This is a genomic window from Kitasatospora sp. NEAU-CNBT7 (assembly GCF_057220535.1).
Genome location: NZ_JBXQQB010000001.1, coordinates 361,340 through 384,211, shown reverse-complemented (window position 1 = coordinate 384,211; position 22,872 = coordinate 361,340). Strand labels below are relative to the sequence as shown.

Annotated in this window: 23 protein-coding genes, 2 tRNA genes and 1 pseudogene; 8 read left to right on the top strand and 18 right to left on the bottom strand. The window is 71.1% G+C overall.

Features of this window, described 5'->3' with window-relative positions; all coding sequences use genetic code 11:
* Positions 1-87: 87 nt before the first annotated feature.
* On the bottom strand, positions 88-1,038 hold the full coding sequence (locus AC2TEW_RS01755; RefSeq protein WP_484621451.1) for an NADP-dependent oxidoreductase: 951 nt from the start codon (positions 1,036-1,038) through the stop codon (positions 88-90).
* A 100-nt stretch (positions 1,039-1,138) separates the two neighbouring features.
* On the opposite strand from AC2TEW_RS01755, the gene AC2TEW_RS01750 reads away from it, so the two are divergent.
* Positions 1,139-2,179: a GlxA family transcriptional regulator gene (locus AC2TEW_RS01750; protein WP_484621450.1), complete on the top strand. Its 1,041-nt coding sequence runs from the start codon at positions 1,139-1,141 to the stop codon at positions 2,177-2,179.
* Here the strand turns inward: AC2TEW_RS01750 and AC2TEW_RS01745 are convergent.
* The 5 genes from AC2TEW_RS01745 to AC2TEW_RS01725 all read right to left on the bottom strand — a co-directional run bounded on the left by AC2TEW_RS01745 (position 2,098) and on the right by AC2TEW_RS01725 (position 5,773).
* Positions 2,098-2,847: a class E sortase gene (locus AC2TEW_RS01745; protein WP_484621449.1), complete on the bottom strand. Its 750-nt coding sequence runs from the start codon at positions 2,845-2,847 to the stop codon at positions 2,098-2,100. The genes AC2TEW_RS01750 and AC2TEW_RS01745 overlap by 82 nt on opposite strands.
* A 26-nt stretch (positions 2,848-2,873) precedes the next feature.
* The gene (locus tag AC2TEW_RS01740) at positions 2,874-3,989 is read right to left on the bottom strand and encodes a class E sortase (protein WP_484621448.1); all 1,116 of its coding nucleotides are present in this window, start codon (positions 3,987-3,989) and stop codon (positions 2,874-2,876) included.
* Positions 3,990-4,002: 13 nt separating this feature from the next.
* On the bottom strand, positions 4,003-4,662 hold the full coding sequence (locus tag AC2TEW_RS01735) for an aminodeoxychorismate/anthranilate synthase component II (protein WP_484621447.1): 660 nt from the start codon (positions 4,660-4,662) through the stop codon (positions 4,003-4,005).
* A gap of 56 nt (positions 4,663-4,718) precedes the next feature.
* Complete coding sequence (locus AC2TEW_RS01730) at positions 4,719-4,889, bottom strand: hypothetical protein (protein ID WP_033820433.1); 171 nt, start codon at positions 4,887-4,889, stop codon at positions 4,719-4,721.
* 116 nt (positions 4,890-5,005) lie between these two features.
* Entirely contained in the window at positions 5,006-5,773 is a 768-nt protein-coding gene (locus AC2TEW_RS01725; protein ID WP_484621446.1) for a DUF881 domain-containing protein, read from the bottom strand.
* 202 nt (positions 5,774-5,975) lie between these two features.
* Between AC2TEW_RS01725 and crgA the strand changes: the two genes are divergently transcribed.
* Positions 5,976-6,227 (top strand): cell division protein CrgA, encoded by a 252-nt coding sequence (gene crgA, locus AC2TEW_RS01720; RefSeq protein ID WP_033820434.1) that lies wholly within the window; start codon positions 5,976-5,978, stop codon positions 6,225-6,227.
* Between the two features lie 272 nt (positions 6,228-6,499).
* On the opposite strand, the gene AC2TEW_RS01715 is transcribed toward crgA, so the two are convergent.
* Both AC2TEW_RS01715 and AC2TEW_RS01710 read right to left on the bottom strand, forming a co-directional pair.
* Positions 6,500-7,402 (bottom strand): rhomboid family intramembrane serine protease, encoded by a 903-nt coding sequence (locus tag AC2TEW_RS01715; protein WP_484621445.1) that lies wholly within the window; start codon positions 7,400-7,402, stop codon positions 6,500-6,502.
* Between the two features lie 81 nt (positions 7,403-7,483).
* Positions 7,484-8,008, bottom strand: coding sequence for a peptidylprolyl isomerase (locus AC2TEW_RS01710; protein WP_484621444.1), 525 nt, complete (start codon positions 8,006-8,008; stop codon positions 7,484-7,486).
* A gap of 155 nt (positions 8,009-8,163) precedes the next feature.
* Here AC2TEW_RS01710 and AC2TEW_RS01705 point away from each other — a divergent pair, with 155 nt between their 5' ends.
* Positions 8,164-9,069, top strand: coding sequence for a DUF5324 family protein (locus tag AC2TEW_RS01705; protein WP_484621443.1), 906 nt, complete (start codon positions 8,164-8,166; stop codon positions 9,067-9,069).
* A gap of 88 nt (positions 9,070-9,157) precedes the next feature.
* Here the strand turns inward: AC2TEW_RS01705 and AC2TEW_RS01700 are convergent.
* The 6 genes from AC2TEW_RS01700 to AC2TEW_RS01675 form a co-directional block, all read right to left on the bottom strand.
* A tRNA-Ala gene (locus AC2TEW_RS01700) sits at positions 9,158-9,230 on the bottom strand.
* Positions 9,231-9,390: 160 nt separating this feature from the next.
* Complete coding sequence (locus AC2TEW_RS01695; RefSeq protein WP_014137031.1) at positions 9,391-9,519, bottom strand: DLW-39 family protein; 129 nt, start codon at positions 9,517-9,519, stop codon at positions 9,391-9,393.
* A 323-nt stretch (positions 9,520-9,842) separates the two neighbouring features.
* The gene (locus AC2TEW_RS01690; RefSeq protein ID WP_484621631.1) at positions 9,843-10,583 is read right to left on the bottom strand and encodes a hypothetical protein; all 741 of its coding nucleotides are present in this window, start codon (positions 10,581-10,583) and stop codon (positions 9,843-9,845) included.
* 246 nt (positions 10,584-10,829) lie between these two features.
* Entirely contained in the window at positions 10,830-11,048 is a 219-nt protein-coding gene (locus AC2TEW_RS01685; RefSeq protein WP_484621442.1) for a hypothetical protein, read from the bottom strand.
* 1,465 nt (positions 11,049-12,513) lie between these two features.
* A complete protein-coding gene (locus AC2TEW_RS01680; protein ID WP_484621441.1) occupies positions 12,514-13,197 on the bottom strand; it encodes an HAD family hydrolase in 684 nt (227 codons plus the stop codon).
* Positions 13,187-14,053 carry a GntR family transcriptional regulator gene (locus AC2TEW_RS01675; protein WP_484621440.1) on the bottom strand — a complete coding sequence of 289 codons (867 nt, stop codon included), beginning with the start codon at positions 14,051-14,053 and terminating at the stop codon, positions 13,187-13,189. The genes AC2TEW_RS01680 and AC2TEW_RS01675 overlap by 11 nt, the downstream gene beginning before the upstream one ends.
* Before the next feature lie 171 nt (positions 14,054-14,224).
* On the opposite strand from AC2TEW_RS01675, the gene AC2TEW_RS01670 reads away from it, so the two are divergent.
* The 5 genes and pseudogenes from AC2TEW_RS01670 (at position 14,225) to AC2TEW_RS01650 (ending at position 17,559) form a co-directional block, all read left to right on the top strand.
* Positions 14,225-14,416 (top strand): hypothetical protein, encoded by a 192-nt coding sequence (locus tag AC2TEW_RS01670; RefSeq protein WP_484621439.1) that lies wholly within the window; start codon positions 14,225-14,227, stop codon positions 14,414-14,416.
* A gap of 86 nt (positions 14,417-14,502) precedes the next feature.
* Positions 14,503-14,820, top strand: a complete 318-nt coding sequence (locus AC2TEW_RS01665; protein WP_484621438.1) for a hypothetical protein — start codon at positions 14,503-14,505, stop codon at positions 14,818-14,820.
* Positions 14,817-16,238, top strand: a pseudogene (gene repSA, locus AC2TEW_RS01660) (replication initiator protein RepSA). The gene AC2TEW_RS01665 and the pseudogene repSA overlap by 4 nt, the downstream one beginning before the upstream one ends.
* On the top strand, positions 16,220-16,399 hold the full coding sequence (locus tag AC2TEW_RS01655) for a helix-turn-helix domain-containing protein (protein WP_484621437.1): 180 nt from the start codon (positions 16,220-16,222) through the stop codon (positions 16,397-16,399). The pseudogene repSA and the gene AC2TEW_RS01655 overlap by 19 nt, the downstream one beginning before the upstream one ends.
* Positions 16,399-17,559, top strand: a complete 1,161-nt coding sequence (locus tag AC2TEW_RS01650; protein WP_484621436.1) for a tyrosine-type recombinase/integrase — start codon at positions 16,399-16,401, stop codon at positions 17,557-17,559. The genes AC2TEW_RS01655 and AC2TEW_RS01650 overlap by 1 nt, the downstream gene beginning before the upstream one ends.
* 95 nt (positions 17,560-17,654) lie before the next feature.
* Here AC2TEW_RS01650 and AC2TEW_RS01645 read toward each other — a convergent pair.
* The 4 genes from AC2TEW_RS01645 to gyrA all read right to left on the bottom strand — a co-directional run bounded on the left by AC2TEW_RS01645 (position 17,655) and on the right by gyrA (position 22,871).
* Positions 17,655-17,728, bottom strand: a tRNA-Ile gene (locus AC2TEW_RS01645).
* 16 nt (positions 17,729-17,744) lie between these two features.
* Positions 17,745-19,148 (bottom strand): class I SAM-dependent methyltransferase, encoded by a 1,404-nt coding sequence (locus AC2TEW_RS01640; RefSeq protein ID WP_484621435.1) that lies wholly within the window; start codon positions 19,146-19,148, stop codon positions 17,745-17,747.
* A 281-nt stretch (positions 19,149-19,429) separates the two neighbouring features.
* Positions 19,430-20,122, bottom strand: coding sequence for a DUF3566 domain-containing protein (locus AC2TEW_RS01635; protein WP_484621434.1), 693 nt, complete (start codon positions 20,120-20,122; stop codon positions 19,430-19,432).
* A 142-nt stretch (positions 20,123-20,264) separates the two neighbouring features.
* The gene (gene gyrA / locus AC2TEW_RS01630; protein WP_484621433.1) at positions 20,265-22,871 is read right to left on the bottom strand and encodes a DNA gyrase subunit A; all 2,607 of its coding nucleotides are present in this window, start codon (positions 22,869-22,871) and stop codon (positions 20,265-20,267) included.
* Between the last annotated feature and the right edge of the window lies 1 nt (position 22,872).

The following is a 22,872-nucleotide window of genomic DNA, read 5'->3' as shown; positions in this document are numbered from 1 at the left end:
CCGCCCCGGGCCGTCCCGGGCCGTCCCGGGCCGGATCCGACCGGGCGTCAGCCGGTCACGCAGTCACCGGAGCACCGGGCCACCCGGTCACCCGGTCACGTCCAGCACGATCTTGCCGACCGTCCGGCCGGACTCCAGCAGTTCGTGCGCCTTGGCGGCCTCCGCCAGCGGCAGCACGGTGGCCACCTCCGCCCTGAGCCGTCCGGTGGCGGCCAGGTCGGCGACGGCCAGCAGGGCGGCCCGGTCCGGTTCGACCAGCAGGAAGCCGGCCCTGATGCCGCGTTCGGCCGCGGCCGGCTTCAGCGCGTCGGCGGCCGGGGTGGTGAGCGAGACCAGCGTGCCGCCGTCGCGGACGACCGGCAGCGAGCGCTCGCTGTAGTCGCCGCCGACCGCGTCGATGACCACGTCGACCTCACCGACCGCGGTGGCGAAGTCGACGGCGGTGTAGTCGATCACCTCGTCGGCGCCGAGCCCGCGGACGAACTCGTGCTTGGCGGCGCCGGCCGTCCCGATCACGTACCCGCCGAGCGCCTTGGCGATCTGGACGGCCACGTGGCCCACGCCGCCGGCCGCCGCGTGCACCAGGACCCGCTGTCCGGGCCGCAGACCGGCCCGGTCCACCAGTGCCTGCCAGGCGGTCAGCGCGACCAGCGGCAGCGCGGCGGCCTGCGGGTGGGAGAGGGCCGCCGGCTTGGGGACGAAGCGGCGCGCGGGGGCGGTCACGTACTGGCCGTAGCCGCCGTGCAGGTGCGGGTAGTCGAGCATCCCGTAGACCTCGTCGCCGGGCTCGAACAGCGTGACGCCCCAGCCGACCGCCTCCACCACGCCCGAGACGTCGTGCCCGAGCACGAACGGCGGCTCGGGCCGCAGCAGGCCGCCCATCGCCCGGGTCTTGAAGTCGGTCGGATTGGTCCCGGCCGCGTGCACCCGGACCAGCACCTCGGTGGCGCCGGGCACCGGGCGTTCCCGCTCGGCCAGGTGCAGCACCTCCGGGCCGCCCAGCCCGTCCTGGGTGACCACCGTCATCATCTGAGCCATTGCCCCGCTCCTACGTTCGGTTCGCTGTCGCTCACCATCCTGCGACCGGGGATTCAGCGGAACGAGTGGCCACATGGACACCAAGTGAGAGGATCTGGCCATGCACTCAGTCGTGGTTCTCGCCCTGGACGGCGTCATCCCCTTCGAGCTCGGCATCCCCGCCAAGGTGTTCGGCCTGGCCTACGGCCTGGACGGCCGGCCCCTGTACCGGGTCAGCACCTGCAGCCTGGACGGCAGTCCGGTGCCCACCAACGCCGACTTCTCGATCGCCGTCGAGCACGACGCCGGCGTGCTGGCGACCGCGGACACCGTCGTGGTGGCGCCCAGCTACCACCCCTCGGTGCTGAACGGGGTCCTGCCGCCCGGTCTCGCCGAGGCCTTCGCCCTGGTCCGCCCGGGCACCCGCTGGGTGTCGATCTGCACCGGCTCGTTCGTCCTGGCCGCCGCCGGCCTGCTGGACGGCCGCCCGTCCACCACCCACTGGTTCCACACCGAGCGCTACCGGGAGCTGTTCCCGGCCACCCGGCTCGACCCCGGGGTGCTGTTCACCGACGACGGCGACGTGCTGACCTCGGCCGGCGCCGCCGCCGGGCTCGACCTGTGCCTGCACCTGATCCGCCGGGACCACGGCAGCGAGGTCGCCGGCCGGGCCGCCCGCCGCTGCGTGGTGCCCGCCTGGCGGGAGGGCGGGCAGGCCCAGTTCGTCGAGCGTCCGGTGCCGCCGCCGACCGGCTCCGACACCGCGGCCGCCCGCGACTGGGCCCTGCGCGAGCTGCACCGGCCGATCCAGCTGGCCGAGCTGGCGGCGCAGGCCCGGATGAGCGTGCGCACCTTCAGCCGGCGCTTCCTGGCCGAGACCGGCCAGACCCCGGGCCAGTGGCTGACCGCCCAGCGGCTGGGCCTGGCCACCGGGCTGCTGGAGAGCAGCGACCTGCCGGTCGACCAGGTCGCCGAACGCTCGGGCTTCGGCAGCGCCGCCTCGCTGCGCCAGCACCTGACCGCCTCGCTCGGGGTCTCCCCCGCCGCCTACCGGCGCACCTTCCGCGGCTCGGCGCGCACTCAGCGCAGCTCCGGCGGCGGGGTCCGGCGGGAGTCCACCGGGTCCACCCGGACCAGGGCGCCCCACACCGCCATCCGGTAGCGCGAGGTGTAGACCGGCGTGCAGGTGGTGAGGGTGATGTAGCGGCCGGCGGTGGTGAACGGGGACCGCTCGGGGACCGGCGCGATGATCCCGGTGTCGTACTTGGAGGTCTGCGCCAGGGTCCCGGCCACCCGGTAGACGTACCAGCTGTCCCTGGTCTCCACCACGACAGCGTCGCCGACCGCCACCTTGTCGAGGTCGTGGAACCTGGCGCCGTGGCCGTCGCGGTGGGCGGCCAGGGCGAAGTTGCCGCTGTCCGCCCACGGCATCGCCGCCCGGTAGGGCTCCTGGTAGACCCCGGCGACGCCCTCGTCCAGGGTCCCGGGGTCGGTGCCCGGCCGGATCAGCACCTGGTAGTCCCGGCCCATCGCGGGCACGTGCAGGAAGCCGAGGCCGTCCCCCGCCCCGTAGCGGGGCTCGGCGGGGTCCGGCGCGGGCGCGGGCGCGGACCAGCTCTGCCGCAGCCGGCCGGCGGCCTGACCGGCCTCCCGGTCGGCGACCAGGTCGGTCCACCACAGCGAGTACCCGAGGAACAGCGCCAGCACCAGGCCGGCGGTGATCAGCAGCTCACCCGCCACCCCGAGCGCCCTGGCCCCGCGGCTGCGGCGGCGGCCGCCGACCGGCCGCAGCCGGCTGAGGGCGTCCGCATCCCTGAACGCAGAACCCATCGGTACCGGCCTCCGCCCGTCGGTGGCTAGCCGGTGAGCGCGGCGGGCTGGCCCTGGCTCCTCGGCTGTTCCCCCGTCATCTTGCCAAAGACGATCAGCCGTCCCCGGGCACTGAACTCCGGCGTGCATGTCGTCAGCGTGATGTAGCGGCCCGGCTGGGTGAACGGCGACCCCTTGGGGACCGGCTGGAGCACCGTGACGTTGTTCGGCGGGGTCTCCGGGATACCGCCCGCGACCTCGTACGTGTAGTACGTGGTGGAGGTCTCCACCACGATCTTGTCACCCGGCTTGAGCTGGCCGATCTTGCGGAACGGCTGCCCGTGGGTGGTCCGGTGCGCGGCGATGGCGAAGTTGCCGGCCTTGTCGGCCGGCATCGCGGTGCCGGTGTAGTGGCCGACCAGGCCCTTGTCCAGCACCTGCTGCTTCTGGGTGCCCTCGGCGATCGGGTACTTCAGGTCCAGCTTGGGGATGTAGACGATGGCGAAGCCCTGGCCCGGTTCGAACTTGCCCGGGTCCTTGGGCGCCTCGGCGCCGGTGGCGGGCTGCTGGGGCTGGGCCCACTGCTGCTCCAGCTGGCTGCGGGTGCCGTCGGCGGCCGCGTCGGCCTCCACGTTGGTCCACCAGAGCTGGTACGCGACGAAGAGCAGCATCACCAGGCCGAGCGTGATGAACAGCTCCCCGACCATCCGGGAGGCCACCACCAGCTTGGACTCCTTGGGCCGCGGCTTGGGGCCGCGGCGCGGACCGGTCGCCCGGCGCCGGCCGGTGCCCGGGCCCAGCGCTCCCCGGCCGTCGGCGCGACGGCCCGCCTGGCGGTCGCCGTCCTCGTCCGCGGCGCCGTCGGCGGGCGCCCCGGGCGGGACCACCCGGAGGTTCATGGTCCGCTCGGCCGCCGGCACCTGGCCGTGGCCCGCGCTCGCGGCCTTCAGGTTCATGGTCCGCTCGGCGGCCGGCACCTGGCCGCCGTCCGGCTCCGCGGGCTGCCGCCCCCGGGGGCGCGCCGGCGCGTCCGGCCCCGCCGGACCGGGCCCGGCCTGCCAGTACCGCTCGGTCGAGCCGTAGCCGTCGGGGGCCTCGTAGACGCCCCAGTCCCCCGGCTCCCCGCCGTCGCCGGCCCGCTGCGTGTTCCCCTCCGGGCGCACCGCCGTCACCCGCTCAGCCCCGTCCGATCACCGGCGCGAGGCCGGCCGACCGGCCCACCGCCTCGGCGAAGCCGCACTCGGCGAGCCAGTTCGCCAGCATCCGGTGGCCGCCCTCGGTGAGGACCGACTCCGGGTGGAACTGCACGCCTTCGACCAGCAGGTCGCGGTGGCGCAGGCCCATGATGACGCCGCTGTCGGTGCGGGCGGTGACCACCAGGGTGTCCGGGACGGTGGCCGGGTCGACCGCCAGCGAGTGGTACCGGGTGGCGGTCATCGGCGAGGGCAGCCCCTCGAAGACCCCGCCGTCCTCGTGGGTCACCTCGGAGGTCTTGCCGTGCAGCAGCTCCGGTGCCCGTCCGACCACCGCGCCGTACGCGACCGCGATCGACTGCAGGCCCAGGCAGACCCCGAAGACCGGCAGTCCGATCCGCGCGCAGCGGTGCACCATGTCGACGCAGATCCCGGCCTCCTCCGGGGTCCCGGGTCCGGGGGAGAGCAGCACCCCGTCGAAGCCGCGGTCGCCGTCGCGGAGCACCGCGTGGTCGGCCGTCACCTCGTCGTTGCGGACCACCTCGCAGGTGGCGCCGAGCTGGTAGAGGTACTGGACGAGGTTGAAGACGAAGCTGTCGTAGTTGTCGACCACGAGGATCCGGGGCGGGCGGCCGGAGGTCATCGCACTACTCCTGATGCAGAGTCGGGCAGGCAGGGGTGACGGTGTGTGGCCCGGCGTCAGCCGGTACCGCCCTCATCGACGGTGACGTTACCGAACGGGAGCAGCGGCTCGGCCCACGGGAAGACGTACCGGAACAGGACGTAGACGATCCCGAGCACCAGCAGCAGCGTGATGACCGCCCGGATCAGGGTGTTGCCCGGCAGGTGCCGCCAGATCCAGCCGTACATGGTGCTCCTCGCGAGGTTCAGGTCGGGAACCAGAGTAGACCGCCGCCCGGTTCCGTATCGCGCTTATACCGGGGTGGACAGCGGCGGGGCGGGCTCCGGTTCCCGGCGGCCGGGGACTACTGGCCCTCGGCCGAGCGCAGGTCGGCGGAGCCCGCGTAGCCGGGCAGGGTCAGGTCGGTGTTCTCCTGCACCTTCCAGCCGAGGCCGTACGCCACCACGTACTGCAGGTAGCGGCGGATCGCCGGGTCGGTGTCGACGGCGGAGCGCAGCGCGTCGGTCTTCCCGACCGCCTTGATCACGTACGGCGGGGAGTAGACCCGGCCCTGGAGCAGCAGGGTGTTGCCGACGCAGCGCACCGCGCTGGTGGAGATCAGCCGCTGGTCCATCACCTGGATGCCCTCGGCGCCGCCCCGCCACAGCGCGTTGACCACGGCCTGGATGTCCTGCTGGTGGATGACCAGGTCGTTGACGTCCGGCTCGGGGACGCCGGGGATCCGGGCCGTGGCGTTCGGCGGGGCGTCGTTGAGGGTGACCGTCAGCCCGGGGCCGCGCAGCGTCTCGAGGGCGGCGGCCTGCTGGAGCGCGTCGAGCCGCTGGGTGTCGGCGGGCCCGCCCTGCTGCTGGGCGAAGGCGTCGGTGCGGTCCTGGAGCTCGCCGACCTGGGCCTGCAGCTGCTGGTTCTGCGCGCTGCGCTCGCGTATCACGTCGCTGAGCTTGAGCAACGAGTTGTCGGTGCGCAGATCGGTGCCCTGGGCGGTCTGGGCGCTGATGTAGAAGAGCAGTCCGGCGAGTGCGAAGACGGCGCAGGTCAGGGCACGTCCGACAATTCGGGTCCGGCCGGGGCGCACGGAGCCGGGCTCTGGGGGAATCGTGGAATTCGGCACCGTACCCTTATCTCCTTAAGACCCGGCGAGCCACTACGCTAACGGACGCCGGTGGCATGTGCGGAGTGCTGGTCCCGGCACGACGACGGGATTCCCCGCGTGCGTGCCGGCCGACGGCCTCCCGTACGGATCCGGCTCCCACAGCCGCCCGCTTTCCCGCTGCACCCCGCGCGGTCACAGCGCATCGACAGGAGAGTCCCTCGTGCCGAAGTCCCGAGTCCGCAAGAAGGACGAGTACACCCCGCCGTCCTCGGCGACCGCGGTGAAGATCAGCTCAGGCCGGAGCTGGGTCGCGCCGCTCATGCTGGCGTTCTTCCTGATCGGCCTGGTCTGGATCGTCACGTACTACGTGACCAGTGGTGGCTGGCCGGTGGCGAGCTGGGGCAACTGGAACATTCTGGCCGGTTTCGGCTTCATCGCAGCGGGCTTCGGCGTCTCCACCCAGTGGAAGTAGGCCACGGCCGCTCTCCCGTCCGGCCCGGCACCGCCTCGGAGTGATCCCGGGGCGGTGTTTCGGCACGCCCAGCCGTAACCCGACCATCTGTTTATCCACACAGTTATCCACACTGGGGAAAAGTCCGCCTCGCCTGTGGATAACTCATCCGGGGCACCCCGCTCGAACAGCTCGAACCGACTGTCGAATTCCCTGCTGGACGCGCGTAGACCAAGCTCCTCCGGCCCGCTGTGCACACCCACTGTGCACAGCCGCACGCCCACTGTGGACAACTACCCGCCGAGCCGGGCCGTCCCCACCACCAGGGTGACCAGCACCAGCGCCAGCAGGCCCGCCGCCGTCAACCCCTGGACCAGCGCGCGGTGCCCCCGTGGGGCGTACACCAGCCCTGCCGCCATGACGCCGCCCGCCACCAGGCCGCCGATGTGCGCCCGCCAGTCGATCCAGCTCAGCGAGAACGTCACCACCAGGTTGAACACCAGCAGCGCGACCACCGGACCCATCGGCGCCCGGTTGCGGCGCACCAGCACCACCGTCGCCCCCAGCAGCCCGAAGATCGCGCCGGAGGCCCCCACCGAGTAGAGCGCGCCGCCCGACACCAGGAACGCCAGCGCGTTGCCGGCCAGCCCGGACAGCAGGTACAGGCCGAGGAACCGCCACCGGCCCAGCGCCCGCTCCAGCGGCGGTCCGAGCACCAGCAGGCTGACCATGTTGGTCGCCAGGTGCGCGAAGCCCGCGTGCACGAACATCGCGGTCAGCAGCCGGTACCACTGGTCGGGGCCCTCGGCCACGCCGATCGACAGCCCGGGCACCGGCACGTAGCTGTACAGCCCGAGCCGCTGCTGCCACGCCGGCGCCAGGTACTGGGTGAACAGGAAGACCAGGACGTTCAGCCCGGCCAGCGCGGCCGTCACCGGCGCACCCGCCACCAGGGCCCGCCCGCCGGACCGGACGGGGACCGGCCGCTGCGACCGCCCCCCGGCACCCACGCACTCCGGGCACTGGAAGCCCACCGCGGCCGCGGTCATGCACTCCGGGCAGACCGGCCGTCCGCAGCGCGTGCAGGCCACGCCGGTCTCCCGCTCCGGATGCCGGTAGCAGCCGCGCAGGCCGCCACCGCTGCCGGACCCCGGCCCCTGACCGGGCTCCGGGCCTTCGGACGAGCCGGAAAGCATCCGGTACCTCCACCTCATGACGGATCCCGGCCGCCCACCGCGAAGGGGGCGCCGGGACCGTCCAGGCTACGCCGTACCGGCTCAGCCGCGGGTGATGACCACGGACTCGATCACGACGTCCTCCAGCGGGCGGTCGCCCGGGCGGGTGGGCGCCTTGGAGATCTGCTCGACGACGGCCTGGCTGGCCGGGTCGACGACCTCGCCGAAGATGGTGTGCTTGTTGGTCAGCCAGGTGGTCGGCGTGACCGTGATGAAGAACTGCGAACCGTTGGTGCCCGGGCCGGCGTTGGCCATGGCGAGCAGGAACGGCTTGGTGAACGCGAGGTCCGGGTGGAACTCGTCGGCGAACTTGTAGCCCGGGCCACCGGTACCGGTGCCCAGCGGGTCACCGCCCTGGATCATGAAGTCGCCGATGACGCGGTGGAAGATCGTGCCGTTGTACAGCGGCGCGTTCGACTTCTGGCCGGTGTTGGGGTCGACCCACTCGCGAGCGCCCTCGGCCAGCTCCACGAAGTTCGCCACCGTCTTCGGGGCGTGGTTCGGGAAGAGCTTGACCACGATGTCACCGCGGTTGGTCTTCAGGGTGGCGGTCAGGTCCTCGGCCACGGAATGCCTTCCTCTCTCCAGTGTCACTAACACCATGAATCATCCCACGCGACCCGCGGACGGCTCAGCCCGGCGTGCTCGGCGACAGAACAGCATGCATGATCTCCAAACAGGTGGAAAGGTGCATAAAGGATGCCACCGAGGAGGAGAAGCTCGTGACCCGTTTGGACTCAGCGCGCGACACCGCCGGCCGGACGAAGGAAACCCTCACGCCGTACGCCGTCACCGCCAAGGAGACCGCCCTGTACTACGCCGACGGGGCCAAGCAGCTGCTCGCGCCCCGGATCGAGGCGCTCGGTCCGATGGCGGCGGCCGCCGGCGCGCAGGCCAGGGCCGGCGCCGCCGACGCCGCGCACGCCGCCCGCACCCAGTACACCAAGCACCTCGCACCGCAGCTGGAGCACGCCTTCGCCGGTCTCCCCCCGGGCGCCCAGCAGACCACGCTCAAGGCCGTCCACCGCGCCCAGGAGGCCGCGCTGGCGGCCAAGCTGGCGGCGGCCAGGACCGGCCAGCAGGCCAGGACCACGCTGGTCCCCAAGGTCACCGAGGCGGTCGGTACGGCCAAGGCCACCGTCACCCCGCTGGCCCAGGAGGCCCACACCCGGGGCACCGCGGCGCTGACCGCCCTGCAGGGGCACGTGACGGCATCCGAGATCAGCGACCTGGCCGCCAAGAACATCAAGAAGGAGAACCGGCACGGCTGGGCCACCGGTCTCGCGGTGGCCGGCACCGTGGCCATCGGCAGCGGCGTGCTGATCTGGCAGTGGTACCGCAAGCAGAGCAACCCGGAGTGGCTGGTCGAGCCCCCGGCGCCGCAGTCCGGCGCGGCCGCCGGCGTGGCCGGCTCCGCCCCCGCCCCGGCCGACGGCGACGCCACCCTGGTCAACGGCTCCACCCCGACCGGCTCCACCCCGACGGGCTCCGCGGCGGGCAGTCCGGGCGGTCCGCACCACCGGCCGGCCGACCCGCCGGCCGCCGACGGCACCCCGCACCCCGGCCAGGCCGAACCGAAGCACGACGACGACCGCCCGAAGCCGCACGACCCGCGCAAGCCGCACTGAGCCACCGCCTCCGGCCCGGCGCCCCGCACCAGGGCGAAAACGGAACGGCCGCCGACCTGACAGACAGGTCGGCGGCCGTTCCGGGTTGTGGAGCTTAGGAGATTCGAACTCCTGACATCTGCCATGCAAAGACAGCGCTCTACCAACTGAGCTAAAGCCCCGGGCACTGGGCATAAGCGTACCTGCTCCCGCGGCGAATCCCGCGCGGGAGGGCGGCGCCGCCCGGTGTGCGCTCCGAGGAGCGCGGACCGGCCCCGGCGGGAGTGCCGGGACCGACCCGAGGGAGGCCGCCGGGCGGCCTCCGGAAGATCGTCTGCGGCCTCAGCGGCCGGCCGGGACCGGGTCGGTGGCCTCGGTCCACAGGTCCTGCTCGGCGCGGTCCGCCTGGACCTGACGGTAGACAAAGAAGCCGCCGAGGGCGACCAGGGCGACCAGGAGGAGCTTCTTCACCGCGGGACCTCGTCCTTCTTGCTTGCAGTATCGGAACGCCGGCCCGCCTTCCCGAGCGGGAGGCGCCACCCACGAACCCTTTGGGGTACGAGCACGAACCAGCGGTCGGGCTGGAGACCGCCTTGCGGCCGATGATACACACCGGTAACCCGTTCAAGAGCTGCCGGTGCCCGGTCCAACCGGCCGATCCGAACCCATGATTGACGCCGCGCCTTCTGTCGTACGGTGTGCCCGGCCGGCCGGCGGACCGGGCCCACGGTGGACAGGCCCACGGCGGACGGGGCCGGTGCGGCGGCCGCGCACCGCACCGACCCGGTGACGGCCTACCGCCGTCGGCGCCCGCGCTGGGCGGCCACGTCCAGTCGCAGGACCCGCAGGTCGTCGCGGACCGCCCGCAGGTCGTCACCGTGCCGGCAGAGCCGCTGCCCGATCGCCGCGATCACCCGGTCCCCGGCGTCGAGCCGGCGCTCGATCGAGAGCAGCCGCAGCTCCACCGGGTCGAACGGGTGTTCCCCGTCGATCCGCCGCTGCCACTCCCGCACCGCCGGGTCGGCCTGGGTGCGCTCGTACTCGTCCCAGCGCAGCCCGCTCCACGGCCGCGGCCGGGCCCGGAACGCGTGGACCCACGGGCCGGCCTCCCCGGCCCGCCAGTAGCCCTCGGCAGCGCCCAGCAGCTCCTGCCGCACGGTCCGGGCGACCTCGCTGTCCCGCAGCAGCATCGCCACGTTCAGCACGGCCCGCCGGGGCAGGACGGTGAGCCCCGAACGGGCCTGTGGATAACTTCCGGAAAAGAGTGACAGCGTGTCCCTCTTAAAAGTTTCCAGGTCAGCGCCGCGGAGCACGCGCGCCCCGCTGGCCACCAGCTCCTTGCGGTGGCGGACCAGCAGCTGCCGGATGACCTCCTCGCCGACCTCGAAGTAGTCGGCGGCCATCCGGACGGTCACGTGCAGACCGTCCGGGAGCAGGGTGAGCGCCTTGACCTTGTCGAGCGCCTCGGTGCGGCCCTCGAGCTGCCGGCCGAGGTCGCGGCGCAGCGTCGGGGATTCGAGCATGACGGATTCCATGGACACGGGAATGCCCTCCATGGTCGGAGTGGATCGTGGACCGCCACGTCACCCGGGGCGTACGGGGCCGGACTTCCGCCAGCCGGAGCAGAGGTCGCACACGTCCACAGATCCAATGACCGGTCGCGTCGACCGGCTATCCCCGACTTCACAGGAGTTTCGAGTCGCCCATTCCAATATGCCTCTGCGCATCCGGTCCAACGAGCCACCGCGCCCGAGGTCACGCCCCGGGACGGACCGGCGCGGCTACCGGTCGACGAAGACCAGCACGCCGCCGACCACCACGACGAACACCAGCAGGGCGGCCAGCAGCACGGCTCCGGCGATCAGCGCGGCCACCGCGCCGCTCACCGCGAGGCCCCAGCGGGCCACCCGCTCGCCCCGTTCGACCTCGGCCGCGTAGTCGCGGTCCTCCTGAGCGGTACCGGCGACCCCCGTCGGCTCCGCATCCATCGGCGTACCCATCGACCCGACCCCTCCCCTGGCCATCGGCGGCCCGGCGCCCGGCCCGACCATGTGACGAGCGCCACTGGGGGTCCGCACGGCGGGCCGCGCACCGCGGCCGATCCCGGCGCGCGAACATCAGAAGGCCCCGGTCACTGGGTGACCGGGGCCTTCTTTGCAGGTGGGCCTAACAGGACTTGAACCTGTGGCCTCTTCCTTATCAGTTCGATCTACCGCGCACCCGCCAGCTGTGACCCGCTTCGCTGCTAAGACAACGCTCCGCGTGGGGCCGCCACTGTTCCCGGATGTCCGCTGCTGTTGTTGTCGACTGCTGCTGTCAGTCGGCGCTCTACTCCCAGCATCAACGCCGCGATGCCGGCCACGGCAGATAGCGCGGCAGGCACCGCATCCGACGGCACGCGGAGCACCACCACGATGACGATCACGGCCACTGGCCAGATCTGGGGTAGGCCAGTTGACACAGGAGGTGGGGTACGGGTCAGACTCACGACGGTGTCTCCTAGACATCGACCCGCTTGTACCCGATGCCGCCAAGCTGGAGGGTACAAGCGGGATTCCTGCTTCTGGTAGGGCGATTGCTCCTACCGACGACGGACGTTAGCAAGGGCCGAGGTCGGGGCTCTAAGCGTGCGATGGAATCCGGCTTGCGCCAGCATGGGGCACCGTTGCGCAGCACTTCACTCTTCGTAGAAGGCGCTACCCAACCCCTGTCTACCTCGGTCTACCCCTGTCTAGCCCCCTGACGTGCCATGTTGCAGGAGGGAGACAAATCGTCCCCGTACGGGGACGGGGACAAGGTCGAGGATGAGATCCCATGGTGAGAATCCCACTGCACATCATCAACGAATCGGACATCCCAAACTAGGCCTGATCTCGGCTACGCGGGTGGTGGAGCGGTTTTGGCCGGTGTCCTGTCTGGTCTGGGTCCGAGCATGATCGGGGGGCCGTAAGCTGCTGCGACTCGGTCAGGGCTCTTTGGGCCTGACCGCAATTTGGCCGAGTGGCCCCCCGGTCTTGCTCGGTGCGGGTCCCGGTCCTGGCAGGTGGGTAAAACCGTGGAGCCGCCCGCCCCGGCCCCGGTGGGGTTGGTTCTGACCTGTTTTCCTGGTCCGCTGCCGTCGCCGGGGAGGGTGTCAGTCTGGACGTTGTCCGTTTCCGCCCCGGCCTTAGCTTTCCGCCCATCGGGCGCGGCCGGTCGACGGCGAAGCCCCAGCCGGGGCGAAGACAGGAGGCGGGGCGCGCGCCGGCGGACGGCCGGCGTCGCCGCGCATCGCGCGGCACCACGAACCTTGTGTGAGGCTGCTTACCAGTCAGTTCAGGAGGCCGGGAATCTTCGCCGGTATCTCCGATGCCGCCGTGATGTGCCTTGCCCCTCCGGCTCCGCCCCTCGCCTGCGTCGCGGTACGCGGCGCCTTGATGAAGTAGCGAAACTCGTAACAGCTTCACCGAACCGAGCAGACCCGCCCTACTGGCGAAGGGCTTCCGGGATCTCCGCCATGCTGTCCACGATCGCCTCGGCCCCTGCCTCGGTGAAGGTCGAGCGCTTGTGGGGCTTGTTCGCGTAGCCGACCGCGGTGGCCCCGGCAGCATGGGCAGCCTCAATGTCGGTCAGTGAGTCGCCGATCAGAGTGCACTTTGCGGGCTCTACCCCGAGCACCTCGGCCGCCTTGAGCAAGGAGTAGGGCTGGGGCTTCATCAGGTCTGGGCGTCCTGCTGGGCGACCGATGATCTCTTCGACGTACTCCGTGAGCCCGTGACGATCCAGGAATGCCCGGACACAGCTCGTCGAGTTGTTGCTGACCACCGCGACGCGGCGTCCCAGGCTCTTCGCACCACGCAGAGCTGCGACTGCACCAGGCGTCGGGTCGCCGGCCACCGCCACTGCGACTTCCTCGGCCTCTGTCAGAGCCTGCTCGATCCGCTGGCCCAAGTCCTGGTCGACCCCGTAAGCGATGCGCATGATGACCAGCGGATCGTCCGTGGCAGCAGTCTCATGGATCAGGGATGGCTCCTGAGCGACCACCAACTGTTCGAGCTTCCTGGCTACCTCCGGGGCTGGCACGCCAGCGAAAACGTCGCACACTGGTCCGTCGAAGTCGAAGAGGATGCCGGGGACGGCCAGCGTCCGGATGAGATCGTCACTGGGCATCGAGATCGAAGTCCCTTCCGATGGTGTCCCAGATGCTGTCGAACCACATGCGGCCCTGCTCGACCTGCTGCAAGCCCGAGGAGGAGTCGCCCTCGTTGACCGAGTGGTGGAAGAGAACCGTGTCCTTGCCCACCAGGTCATATATCTCGATGGCCTCGCCCTGAGCCACCACCTTGTTCGGCTTGATCGGGTAGTAGCCGAAGAAGGCGTCAGTCTTGTTGATGACGTACAGCTTGAAGAACTGGGTGCCGCTGTGGACCCGCACTTCTACCCGGGTCTCCGGGACCAGGCCCAGGTGGCTCAGCTCGGCGACGGAATCCCGGATGCTGCGTGCATAGCCGACCATGATGTCGTGCATTCGGTCACGTAGCCGCACGTCGTCCGCACAGTCTTCGCGCCGGACCGGGGCTGCCTGCGGCACGCTCATGTCCGGTACGAGGATGCGGATGCTGATGCTCCTCGGCGTCAGTCGACCGATGCGGATCTTGTCCAACGGCTCCTGCAATGCGCCGTGCAGCGTCTCGCTGGAGAAGCCTGCGAAGTCGATGGTGACGGTGTCGCTGGCGAATGCCTGCTCCACGTACGGCCGAAGCCCCGCCGGCCGCTCGGTGCGATTGCGGACGTAGACCCCGCTGCCCTTGCGAGAGACCACGAGACCTTCGTCCTCAAGATCCCGTAGCGCGCGCTGGATCGTCGCCCTGGCGAAGCCATACATCTCCGTCAGGTCTTTGTGCGACGGCAGCTTCTCCCCCGGGGCGAGCCTCCGTGTGCGGATGGCAGCGCCGAGACTGCTGGCCACCTGCTCATACGGCGGACGGCTGTCGTCCGGATCAAGTCGGTCGGGGACAAAGGTCATATCGCGATGGTACGCGGCCTGCCGACATTGGGACAGTCAAGTTAGCCAGGGTGTTGACCTGGCTAGCCATGTGACCTACTTTAAAGACCTGGCCAACCAGGCTAGTCAGGTTGGGGCAGCGCACCTACCGCCAAGCAGAGCCGCGGCCCCGCGCTCGAAGGGAAGTTGCACATGTTCTTCAAGGACGGCAACGGCAAGGACGACAAGTACGAGATCACCTGCAACGACTTCTCGTGCGACTGGAGCGACACCACCAGCGCCAGCACCTACGAGGACGCGTCCCGTATCCACGCCGACCACAAGACGAGCCACAAGCCCGAGAGCCGGGGCATCACCTCGAAGCTCTTCGGCCGCCGCAAGTAGTCACCTCGTCCGAACAGTGCCCGGGACGGCGCACCTACCGCCAAGCAGAGCCGCCGCCCCGGGCTTCCCTCGAAGGGGGCTCCATCATGCCTGCAAAGCTCCTCGCTCCGCTGCCTTCCCCCGCCGCCAACTCCTGCCCGGACTGCTTCGGGGAACTCAAGGTCGTCGACTCCGACGGGTCTCTGACCGGCGTCGCCGGGGTTCTCGTGCCGTGCGACTGCGTCGGTCGCCTGTACGGGCTGAACGGCGCCTGCCCGTGCCACCTGCCGGTCTGGGACGAGAACGACGGTCACACCGGCTGGGTCGTGGTCCCGCTCGCCGAGGCCACCGACAATGGCCCCTACTTCCGCCGCTGCACCGCGCACACCCCGAACCTGGCCGTCGCGCTGGCGGTGGCCGCATGACCAACCCGGTCATCTCTCCGGGAGGACTTGACCGCCTGGCCGTAGCCGACCTGGCGCGTCTGGCCTCCCGGGGTGACCTTCCCGAGCTTCACGAGCAGATCCGCCGCACGGGCGGCTGCTCGAACCCGGTCCACCTCAAGGGCTTCCGCACTCTGGTGCACGCCCCGACCGGCGCCGTCTGGCACCGGTTCTCCACCGACCAGGCACCCGGACAGCGGCTAAAGGTCGCCTGCGGCAACCGCCGGGCCTCCCGCTGCACCTAGTGCGCCCGCACCTACGCGGCCGACACCTTCCACCTGATCCGCGCGGGCCTCGCCGGGGACGAGAACAAGGGCGTCCCCGTCACCGTCCGCGAGCACCCCCGGGTCTTCGCGACCCTGACCGCTCCGTCCTTCGGCCCGGTCCACAACCGGCCCGACTCCGGCCGGTGCCGCTGCGGCCTGGCGCACCCGGCCGGGGCCGCCGTGCTGGGCACCCCGCTAGACCCCGAGCGCTACGACTACGCACACGCCGTGCTGTGGAACAACCACGCCCCCGACCTGTGGCGGCGCTTCACGATCTACCTGTTCCGGGTGATGGCCAAGCTGGCCGGGGTCACACAGCGGGAGTTCAAGGAACAGGCCCGGGTCTCGTTCGGGAAGGTCGCCGAATTTCAGCGCCGGGGCGCGGTCCACTTCCACGCGGTGATCCGTATCGACGGACTCGACGGTGCAGGCTCCCCGCCCCCGGGCTGGGCAACGGTGGCCCTCCTGGACAGCGCGATCCGCCAGGCTGCCCGCCGCGCCGGCGTCCCCGTGGCCGCCGCCGGACCGCATCCGGCCCGGGTCCTCGGCTGGGGCGCTCAGGTCGACGTCCGGCCGATCGGCGCGTTCGCATCGGGGGAGATCAGTGAACAGGCCGTGGCCTCGTACGTGGCGAAGTACGCGACCAAGTCGGCCGAGAGCACCGAGAGCGTGGACCGCCGGATCCTGGAGCGGCAGGAGCTGGACAAGCACGACCTGCCCGACCACACCCGCCGCCTGATCGACGCGTGCTGGGACCTGGACGCCCTGTACCCGGATCGGCTGCTGGCGCACTGGTCGCACATGCTCGGCTTCCGCGGCCACTTCTCCAGCAAGTCGCCGACCTACTCGACCACCCTCGGGGCGCTCCGCCAGGTCCGGGCCGACTTCCGCGCCGACCAGGCCCGCCAGGACTTACGGGAACGGCTCCTGGCCGCCGGTCTGCCCGACCTGGACGACCTCCCCGAGGCCGAGACCCTGGTGCTCGCCCACTGGGCCTACGCCGGGTCCGGCAACACCCCGGGCGAATCCATCCTCGCCGCGAGCATCGCGAGCGAACTGGAGCACAACCAGGCCATCCGCAGAGAGCTGATCGCCCTGGACCAGGAGGAGCAGGCATGGCTGACGAACTGCTGACCGTCCCCGAAGTCATGGCGCGCCTCAAGCTCGGGCGCTCGGCGGTCTACGACCTGATCCGGACGCGGCAGCTCGCGTCCATCACCATCGGCCGGGCCCGCCGGGTGCCGGCCGACTCGATCCGGGCCTTCGTGGCCCTGCGACTGGAGGAAGCGGCCTGATGGCCAGGAAGAACCCGAACGGTGCCGGAACGATCGTGAAGCGATCCGATGGCCGGTACATGGGCGCGGTCTACGTGACCGACACGCTGGGGCGGCGGGTCCGAAAGAGCGTCTACGGCAGGACGTATGACGAGGCGGCCGAGAAGGTCGCGCTGCTGCAGGCCCAGGAGCGTAAGGGCGTGCCGGTGCCGGATAAGGCGTGGACCGTCGCGGCGTACCTCGCTCACTGGCTGGCCGAGATCGTGCAGCCCAACCAGCGGCCGACCACGTACAGCAAGTACGAGACCATGGTGCGGCTCTATCTGGCCCCCAAGCTGGGGACGAAGAAGCTCACCAAGCTGGGCGTCGAGGACATCCGACGCTTCCTCCGCCAGCTGAAAAACGACAAGGTCGGCGGGGCCACTCAGCAGGAGTGCCTGAAGACCCTCCGGAACGCGCTCAACCGGGCCATGCGGGAGGAACTGCTTCTGCGGAACGTCGCCCAGCTGGTCGACATGCCGAAGGCCGAGTCACGGGAGGTCATCCCGTGGCGAGCACAGGAGGCAATCACCTTTCTGCGGTCGACCAGGTCGCATCGGCTGCACGCAGCCTTCGTCTTCGCCATCGTGCTCGGACTGCGCCGCGGCGAACTGCTCGGCCTTCGGTGGATCGACCTGGACCTGGCGGAGGGCGTCGCCCATCCCCGGAAGCAGGTCCAGCGGCGTAAGGGCGCCGGTCTGGTGCTGACCGATCTCAAGACGGAGCACTCGAAGGGCGCACTCCCGCTGCCGCGGCTCTGCCTCGAAGCGCTGGGGGAGCGTCGTCAGCTCCAGAAGCTGGAGCGGGCAAAGGCCGGCGGGACCTGGACCGAGATGGACCTCGTCTTCACCAGCGAGTCGGGCGGGATGATCGATCCGGACGGCTTCTCCGGAAGCTTCGAACGTCGGGTGATCCGCTCGGGCGTGCGCCGCATTCCGCTGCACCACACTCGGCACACGACCGGGAGCCTGCTCGCCTATCTGGGCGTGCATCCGAATGACGCGCAGAAGATCCTTCGGCACAGTCGGATCACGACCACCCTGGAGATCTACACCCATGTGACAACCGACACACAGAGGGCTGCGGCGGCCAGGCTGAGCAGCAGGCTCCGGGACGGGATGAACGGATCTTCGCTCGACTGATCGCAGATCGCCCGAGATCCGGCCGCTGCCGTTGCTGTCAGACCGCAGATGTCAAAGGACCCCGGTCACTAGGTGACCGGGGTCCTTCTTGCAGGTGGGCCTAACAGGACTTGAACCTGTGGCCTCTTCCTTATCAGGGAAGCGCTCTAACCGTCTGAGCTATAGGCCCTTGCCGCACTGAAAGATTAGCGGACCGAGCGCCGATCTCCCAAATCCGTATCCGCGGCCCCCTCGGCGGCGGCTGCGGAGCGGTGCAGCTCAGGGTCGCCGGCCGGGCCGGGCGCGGCGGTCAGCCACTGGCCGCGGGTGGCCGGCAGGCCGCTGCGGCCGGCGGAGGTGGTGCGGACGGCGAGCACCTGGTTGATCCCGATCCGGTTCTGCTCGAAGGCCAGCGCCGAGGCCGCCATGTAGAGCCGCCAGACCCGGGCCCGGCCCCGGCCGACCAGCCGGACCGCCTCCGGCCAGTGCGCCTCCAGGTTGGCCACCCACTCGCGCAGCGTCAGGCCGTAGTGCTCGCGCAGCGACTCCACGTCCCGTACCTCGAAGCCCGCGTCCTCCAGCAGCCCGACCGTGCTGCCCACCGGGGACAGCTCGCCGTCGGGGAAGACGTACCGGTCGATGAACGGGCTCGGGCGGTACCGCTCGCCGGGCAGCTCCGGGCGCCGGGCGATCTGGTGGTTGAGCAGCCGGCCGCCGGGGGCCAGCAGGCCGTACAGGCCGGTGGCGTAGGTCAGGTACTGGGCGGACCCGACGTGCTCGGCCATGCCGACGCTGGAGATCGCGTCGAAGGGCCCGTCGGGGATCTCCCGGTAGTCCTGCAGCCGGATCTCGATCCGGTCGCCCAGCCCGGCCTCGGCGACCCGGCTGCGGGCCAGCTCGACCTGTTCGACGGAGATGGACACCCCGACCGCCGTGACGCCGTAGTGCCGGGCCGCGTGCAGCACCAGCGAGCCCCAGCCGCAGCCCACGTCCAGCAGCCGCATCCCGGGCCGCAGGCCCAGCTTGCGGCAGATCAGGTCGAGCTTGGCCTCCTGGGCGTCCTCCAGGCTCTTCGCCTCGGGCGTCCAGTAGGCGCACGAGTAGACCATGCTGGAGCCCAGCACGAGGCGGTAGAAGTCGTTCCCGACGTCGTAGTGGTGGCTGATCGCGGCCCGGTCCCGGCGGCGGCTGTGCAGCCGGCCGCGGCGGCGGACGGCCTCCTCGGGCGGCGGGGCGGGCTGCGGCCCGACGGCGCCGATCCGGACCAGGGTGGCGAGCAGGTCGCGGCCGTGCGGCCCGAGCACGTCGGTGACGCCGAGGTCGAGCTGGCGGATCCGGGGGTGCTCGGCGAGCTCCGCGACGACGGACAGCACCTCGTAGAGGTCGGTGTCCGGGGCGAGTTCGAGGTCGCCGGAGACGTAGGCGCGGGCCAGGCCCAGCTCGCCGGGCTGCCAGAGCAGCCGTCTGGCGGCCCGGCGGCTGCGCAGCACCAGGGTGGGCGCACCCGGCGGGCCGGCGACGCTGCCGTCCCAGCCCTGGATCCGCAGCGGGAGCCGCACCCCGAGCAGCCCCTCCACCGCACCGATCAGTTGTGTTGCGACCTCAGCCATGACGGGCCTCCGACCAGCCGTAACAGCTCCACCGCTTGGGTTCTCCACCGTGCCGCCGTGCCGGCGCGACGCTGCGCCGGTGACAATGGCTGCCCGGTCGGCGCGAGGGCTAATCCCCGTGTCCGCCAACCCGGTCCACTTATCCACGGGCGCCCGCGGGCGGGCCCGGCGGCACGCTGGCCGGGCCGCCGCCGTCACCCGAACGCGGGTACCGACGCCGACGGGCCCCGAAGGCCGGCACAGCCTTCGGGGCCCGTCGATTCCGCGCGGGTGACCGGGTGTCAGTCCTCCTCGGCGAGGGTCAGCTCGATGCCGCCGGTGAAGCCGGCCGCGGTGTTGTAGATGAACGCCGACAGCGTGGCCAGTGCGGTCATCAGGACCACGTCCACCACCGAGATCAGGACGGTGAACATCATGACCCGGCCGAAGCCGATGTAGTCCATCAGGTTGAAGCTGCCGGAGCTGTCGTTGCCGGTGACGTCGCTCAGGGTGCTGCTCAGCGAGTCGAAGACGCCGAGGCCGTCCAGCGTCATCCAGAGCACCGCGGCCGCGACGATCATGATCACGCCGACCGCCAGCGACAGCAGGAAGCTGACCTTCATCACCGACCAGGGGTCGGCCTTGGTGATCCGCAGCCGCGCCTTGCGGGTGCGGACGCCGCCCTGCGCCGCCGGGGGAGTGCCGGGACGGCGTGCGGCGCCGGGCGGGACCCGGGTGCCGCGGGCCGGGGTCGGCTGCCCCTTGGCGTACGTGGTCGGCGTGGAGAAGCCGTCCGAGGCGGCGCCGCCCTGCGGGGCCGCCGCCGGCTGGCCGCCGTACCCCGCGGTGCCGGCCTGCCCGGCCGCACCGACCGGCGGCATCAGCGAGGTGGAGGCCGCCGCCGGGTGCTCGGTCGGACGGGGCGGCACTCCGCCGTACGGCGTGCCGCCCGGCAGCCCGCCCGTGGCACCTCCAGCACCCGTGGCTCCACTCACCCTGGTCCTCCTGCAGTTCCCGCCAGGTCGGCGGTCCGCCCTGGTCATCGCTTCCGGTCCGGCCGCGGCCGTCTGGCCGCCGCCGGTGCGCGGTCCGGTGCCCGTCCCCGACCGGGGCCGGCACCGGACCGCGGGTGGGAGGTCAGGCCTGGTCGGCCGCGCCACCCTCCGTCGTCGTCCCGTCCTCGGCGGCAGGCGCCTGGGCCACGGCCCCGGCTGCCTCGTCCTCCGAGGTCTCCTCGTCCTCCGCCTCCGCGTTGCGGGCCATGCCCACCACCGCGTCGCGCTTTCCGAGGTTGATCAGTTGGACGCCCATCGTGTCACGTCCGGTTTCACGGACTTCGGAAACCCGGGTCCGAATCACGCCACCGGAGAGCGTGATGGCCATGATCTCGTCGGTCTCCTCGACGACCAGTGCCCCGACCAGCGAGCCCCGGCCCTCGACGATCTTCGCCGCCTTGATACCGAATCCACCACGCCCCTGCACACGGTACTCGTCGACCGAGGTCCGCTTGGCGTAGCCGCCGTCGGTGGCGGTGAAGACGAAGGTGTCCGGCCGGATCGAGTTCATCGACAGCAGCTCGTCGTCCTCGCGGAACGACATGCCCTTCACGCCCGAGGTGGCGCGGCTCATCGGCCGCAGCGCCTCGTCGGTGGCGGTGAAGCGGATCGACTGCGCCTTCTTGGAGATCAGCAGCAGGTCGTCCTCGGAGGAGACCAGCTCGGCACCGATCAGCTCGTCGTCCCGGCCCTCCTCGTCCTGCCGCAGGTTGATCGCGATCAGGCCGCCGGAGCGCGGCGAGTCGTAGTCCTTCAGCCGGGACTTCTTGACCAGGCCGTTGCGGGTGGCGAGCACCAGGTACGGCTTGTCCTCGTAGGTGCGCACCGCCATCACCTGGGCGATGTGCTCCTCCGGCTGGAAGGCCAGCAGGTTGGCGACGTGCTGGCCGCGGGCGTCGCGGCCGGCGTCCGGCAGCTCGTAGCCCTTGGCGCGGTAGACCCGGCCCTTGTTGGTGAGGAACAGGATCCAGTTGTGCGTGGTGGTCACGAAGAAGTGGTCGACGATGTCGTCCTGCTTCAGCTGCGCACCGCGCACGCCCTTGCCTCCGCGCTTCTGCGAGCGGTAGAGGTCGGAACGGGTGCGCTTGACGTAGCCGCCGCGGGTGATGGTGACGACGATGTTCTCCTCCGCGATCAGGTCCTCGATCGAGAGGTCGCCGTCGGAGGGGATCAGGGTGGAGCGCCGCTCGTCGCCGTACTTCTCGACGATGGCGGTGAGCTCCTCGGAGATGATCTCCCGCTGGCGGGCGGGGGAGGCGAGGATCGCGTTGTACTCGTTGATCTTCGCCTGCAGCTCGTCGTGCTCGCTCAGGATGCGCGCGCTCTCCAGGGCGGCGAGCCGGCGCAGCTGCATCTCCAGGATCGCGTTGGCCTGCAGCTCGTCGATCTGGAGCAGGTTCATCAGGCCGCTGCGGGCGGCGTCGGCGCTCTCCGAGGCCCGGATCAGCGCGATCACCGCGTCGATCTGGTCCAGCGCCTTGAGCAGGGCGCGCAGGATGTGCGCGCGCTCCTCGGCCTTGCGCAGCCGGAAGGTGGTCCGGCGGACGATGACCTCGACCTGGTGGTTGACCCAGTGCCGGATGAAGGCGTCCAGCGAGAGCGTGCGCGGCACGCCGTCGACCAGGGCCAGCATGTTGGCGCCGAAGTTGGTCTGCAGGTCGGTGTGCTTGTAGAGGTTGTTCAGCACGACCTTGGCGACGGCGTCGCGCTTGAGCACGACGACCAGGCGCTGGCCGGTCCGCGACGAGGACTCGTCGCGGACGTCGGCGATGCCGGCCACCCGGCCGTCCTTGACCAGGTCCGCGATCTTGAGCGCCAGGTTGTCCGGGTTCACCTGGTACGGCAGCTCGGTGACCACCAGGCACTGGCGGCCCTGGATCTCCTCGACCTCGACCACCGCGCGCATGGTGATCGAGCCGCGGCCGGTCCGGTAGGCCTCCTCGATGCCGCGGCGGCCGACGATCAGGGCACCGGTCGGGAAGTCCGGGCCCTTGATCCGCTCGACCAGGGCCTCCAGCAGCTCCTCGTTGGAGGCCTCGGGGTTCTCCAGCGCCCACAGCGCGCCGGAGGCGACCTCGCGCAGGTTGTGCGGCGGGATGTTGGTGGCCATGCCGACCGCGATGCCGGTGGCACCGTTGATCAGCAGGTTGGGGATGCGGGCCGGCAGGACGGTCGGCTCCTGCTGGCGGCCGTCGTAGTTGGCGGCGAAGTCGACGGTCTCCTCGTCGATGTCCCGCATCATCTCCATGGCCAGCGGCATCATCTTGCACTCGGTGTACCGCATGGCGGCGGCCGGGTCGTTGCCCGGGGAACCGAAGTTGCCGTTGCCGTCGACCAGCGGCATCCGCATCGACCAGGGCTGGGCGAGCCGGACCAGGGTGTCGTAGATCGAGGTGTCGCCGTGCGGGTGGTAGTTGCCCATCACGTCGCCGACCACGCGGGCGCACTTGTAGTAGCCCTTCTCGGGCCGGTAGCCGCCGTCGTACATCGCGTACAGCACCCGGCGGTGCACCGGCTTGAGGCCGTCGCGGACCTCGGGCAGCGCGCGGCTGACGATCACGCTCATCGCGTAGTCGAGGTAGGAGCGCTGCATCTCGGTCTCGAGCTCGATCGGCTCGATCCGGACGGTGCCCTGGCTGGTGGTGTCCTCGGACTGCTCGTCGCCGTCAGGACGGTTGTCGTCGACCACT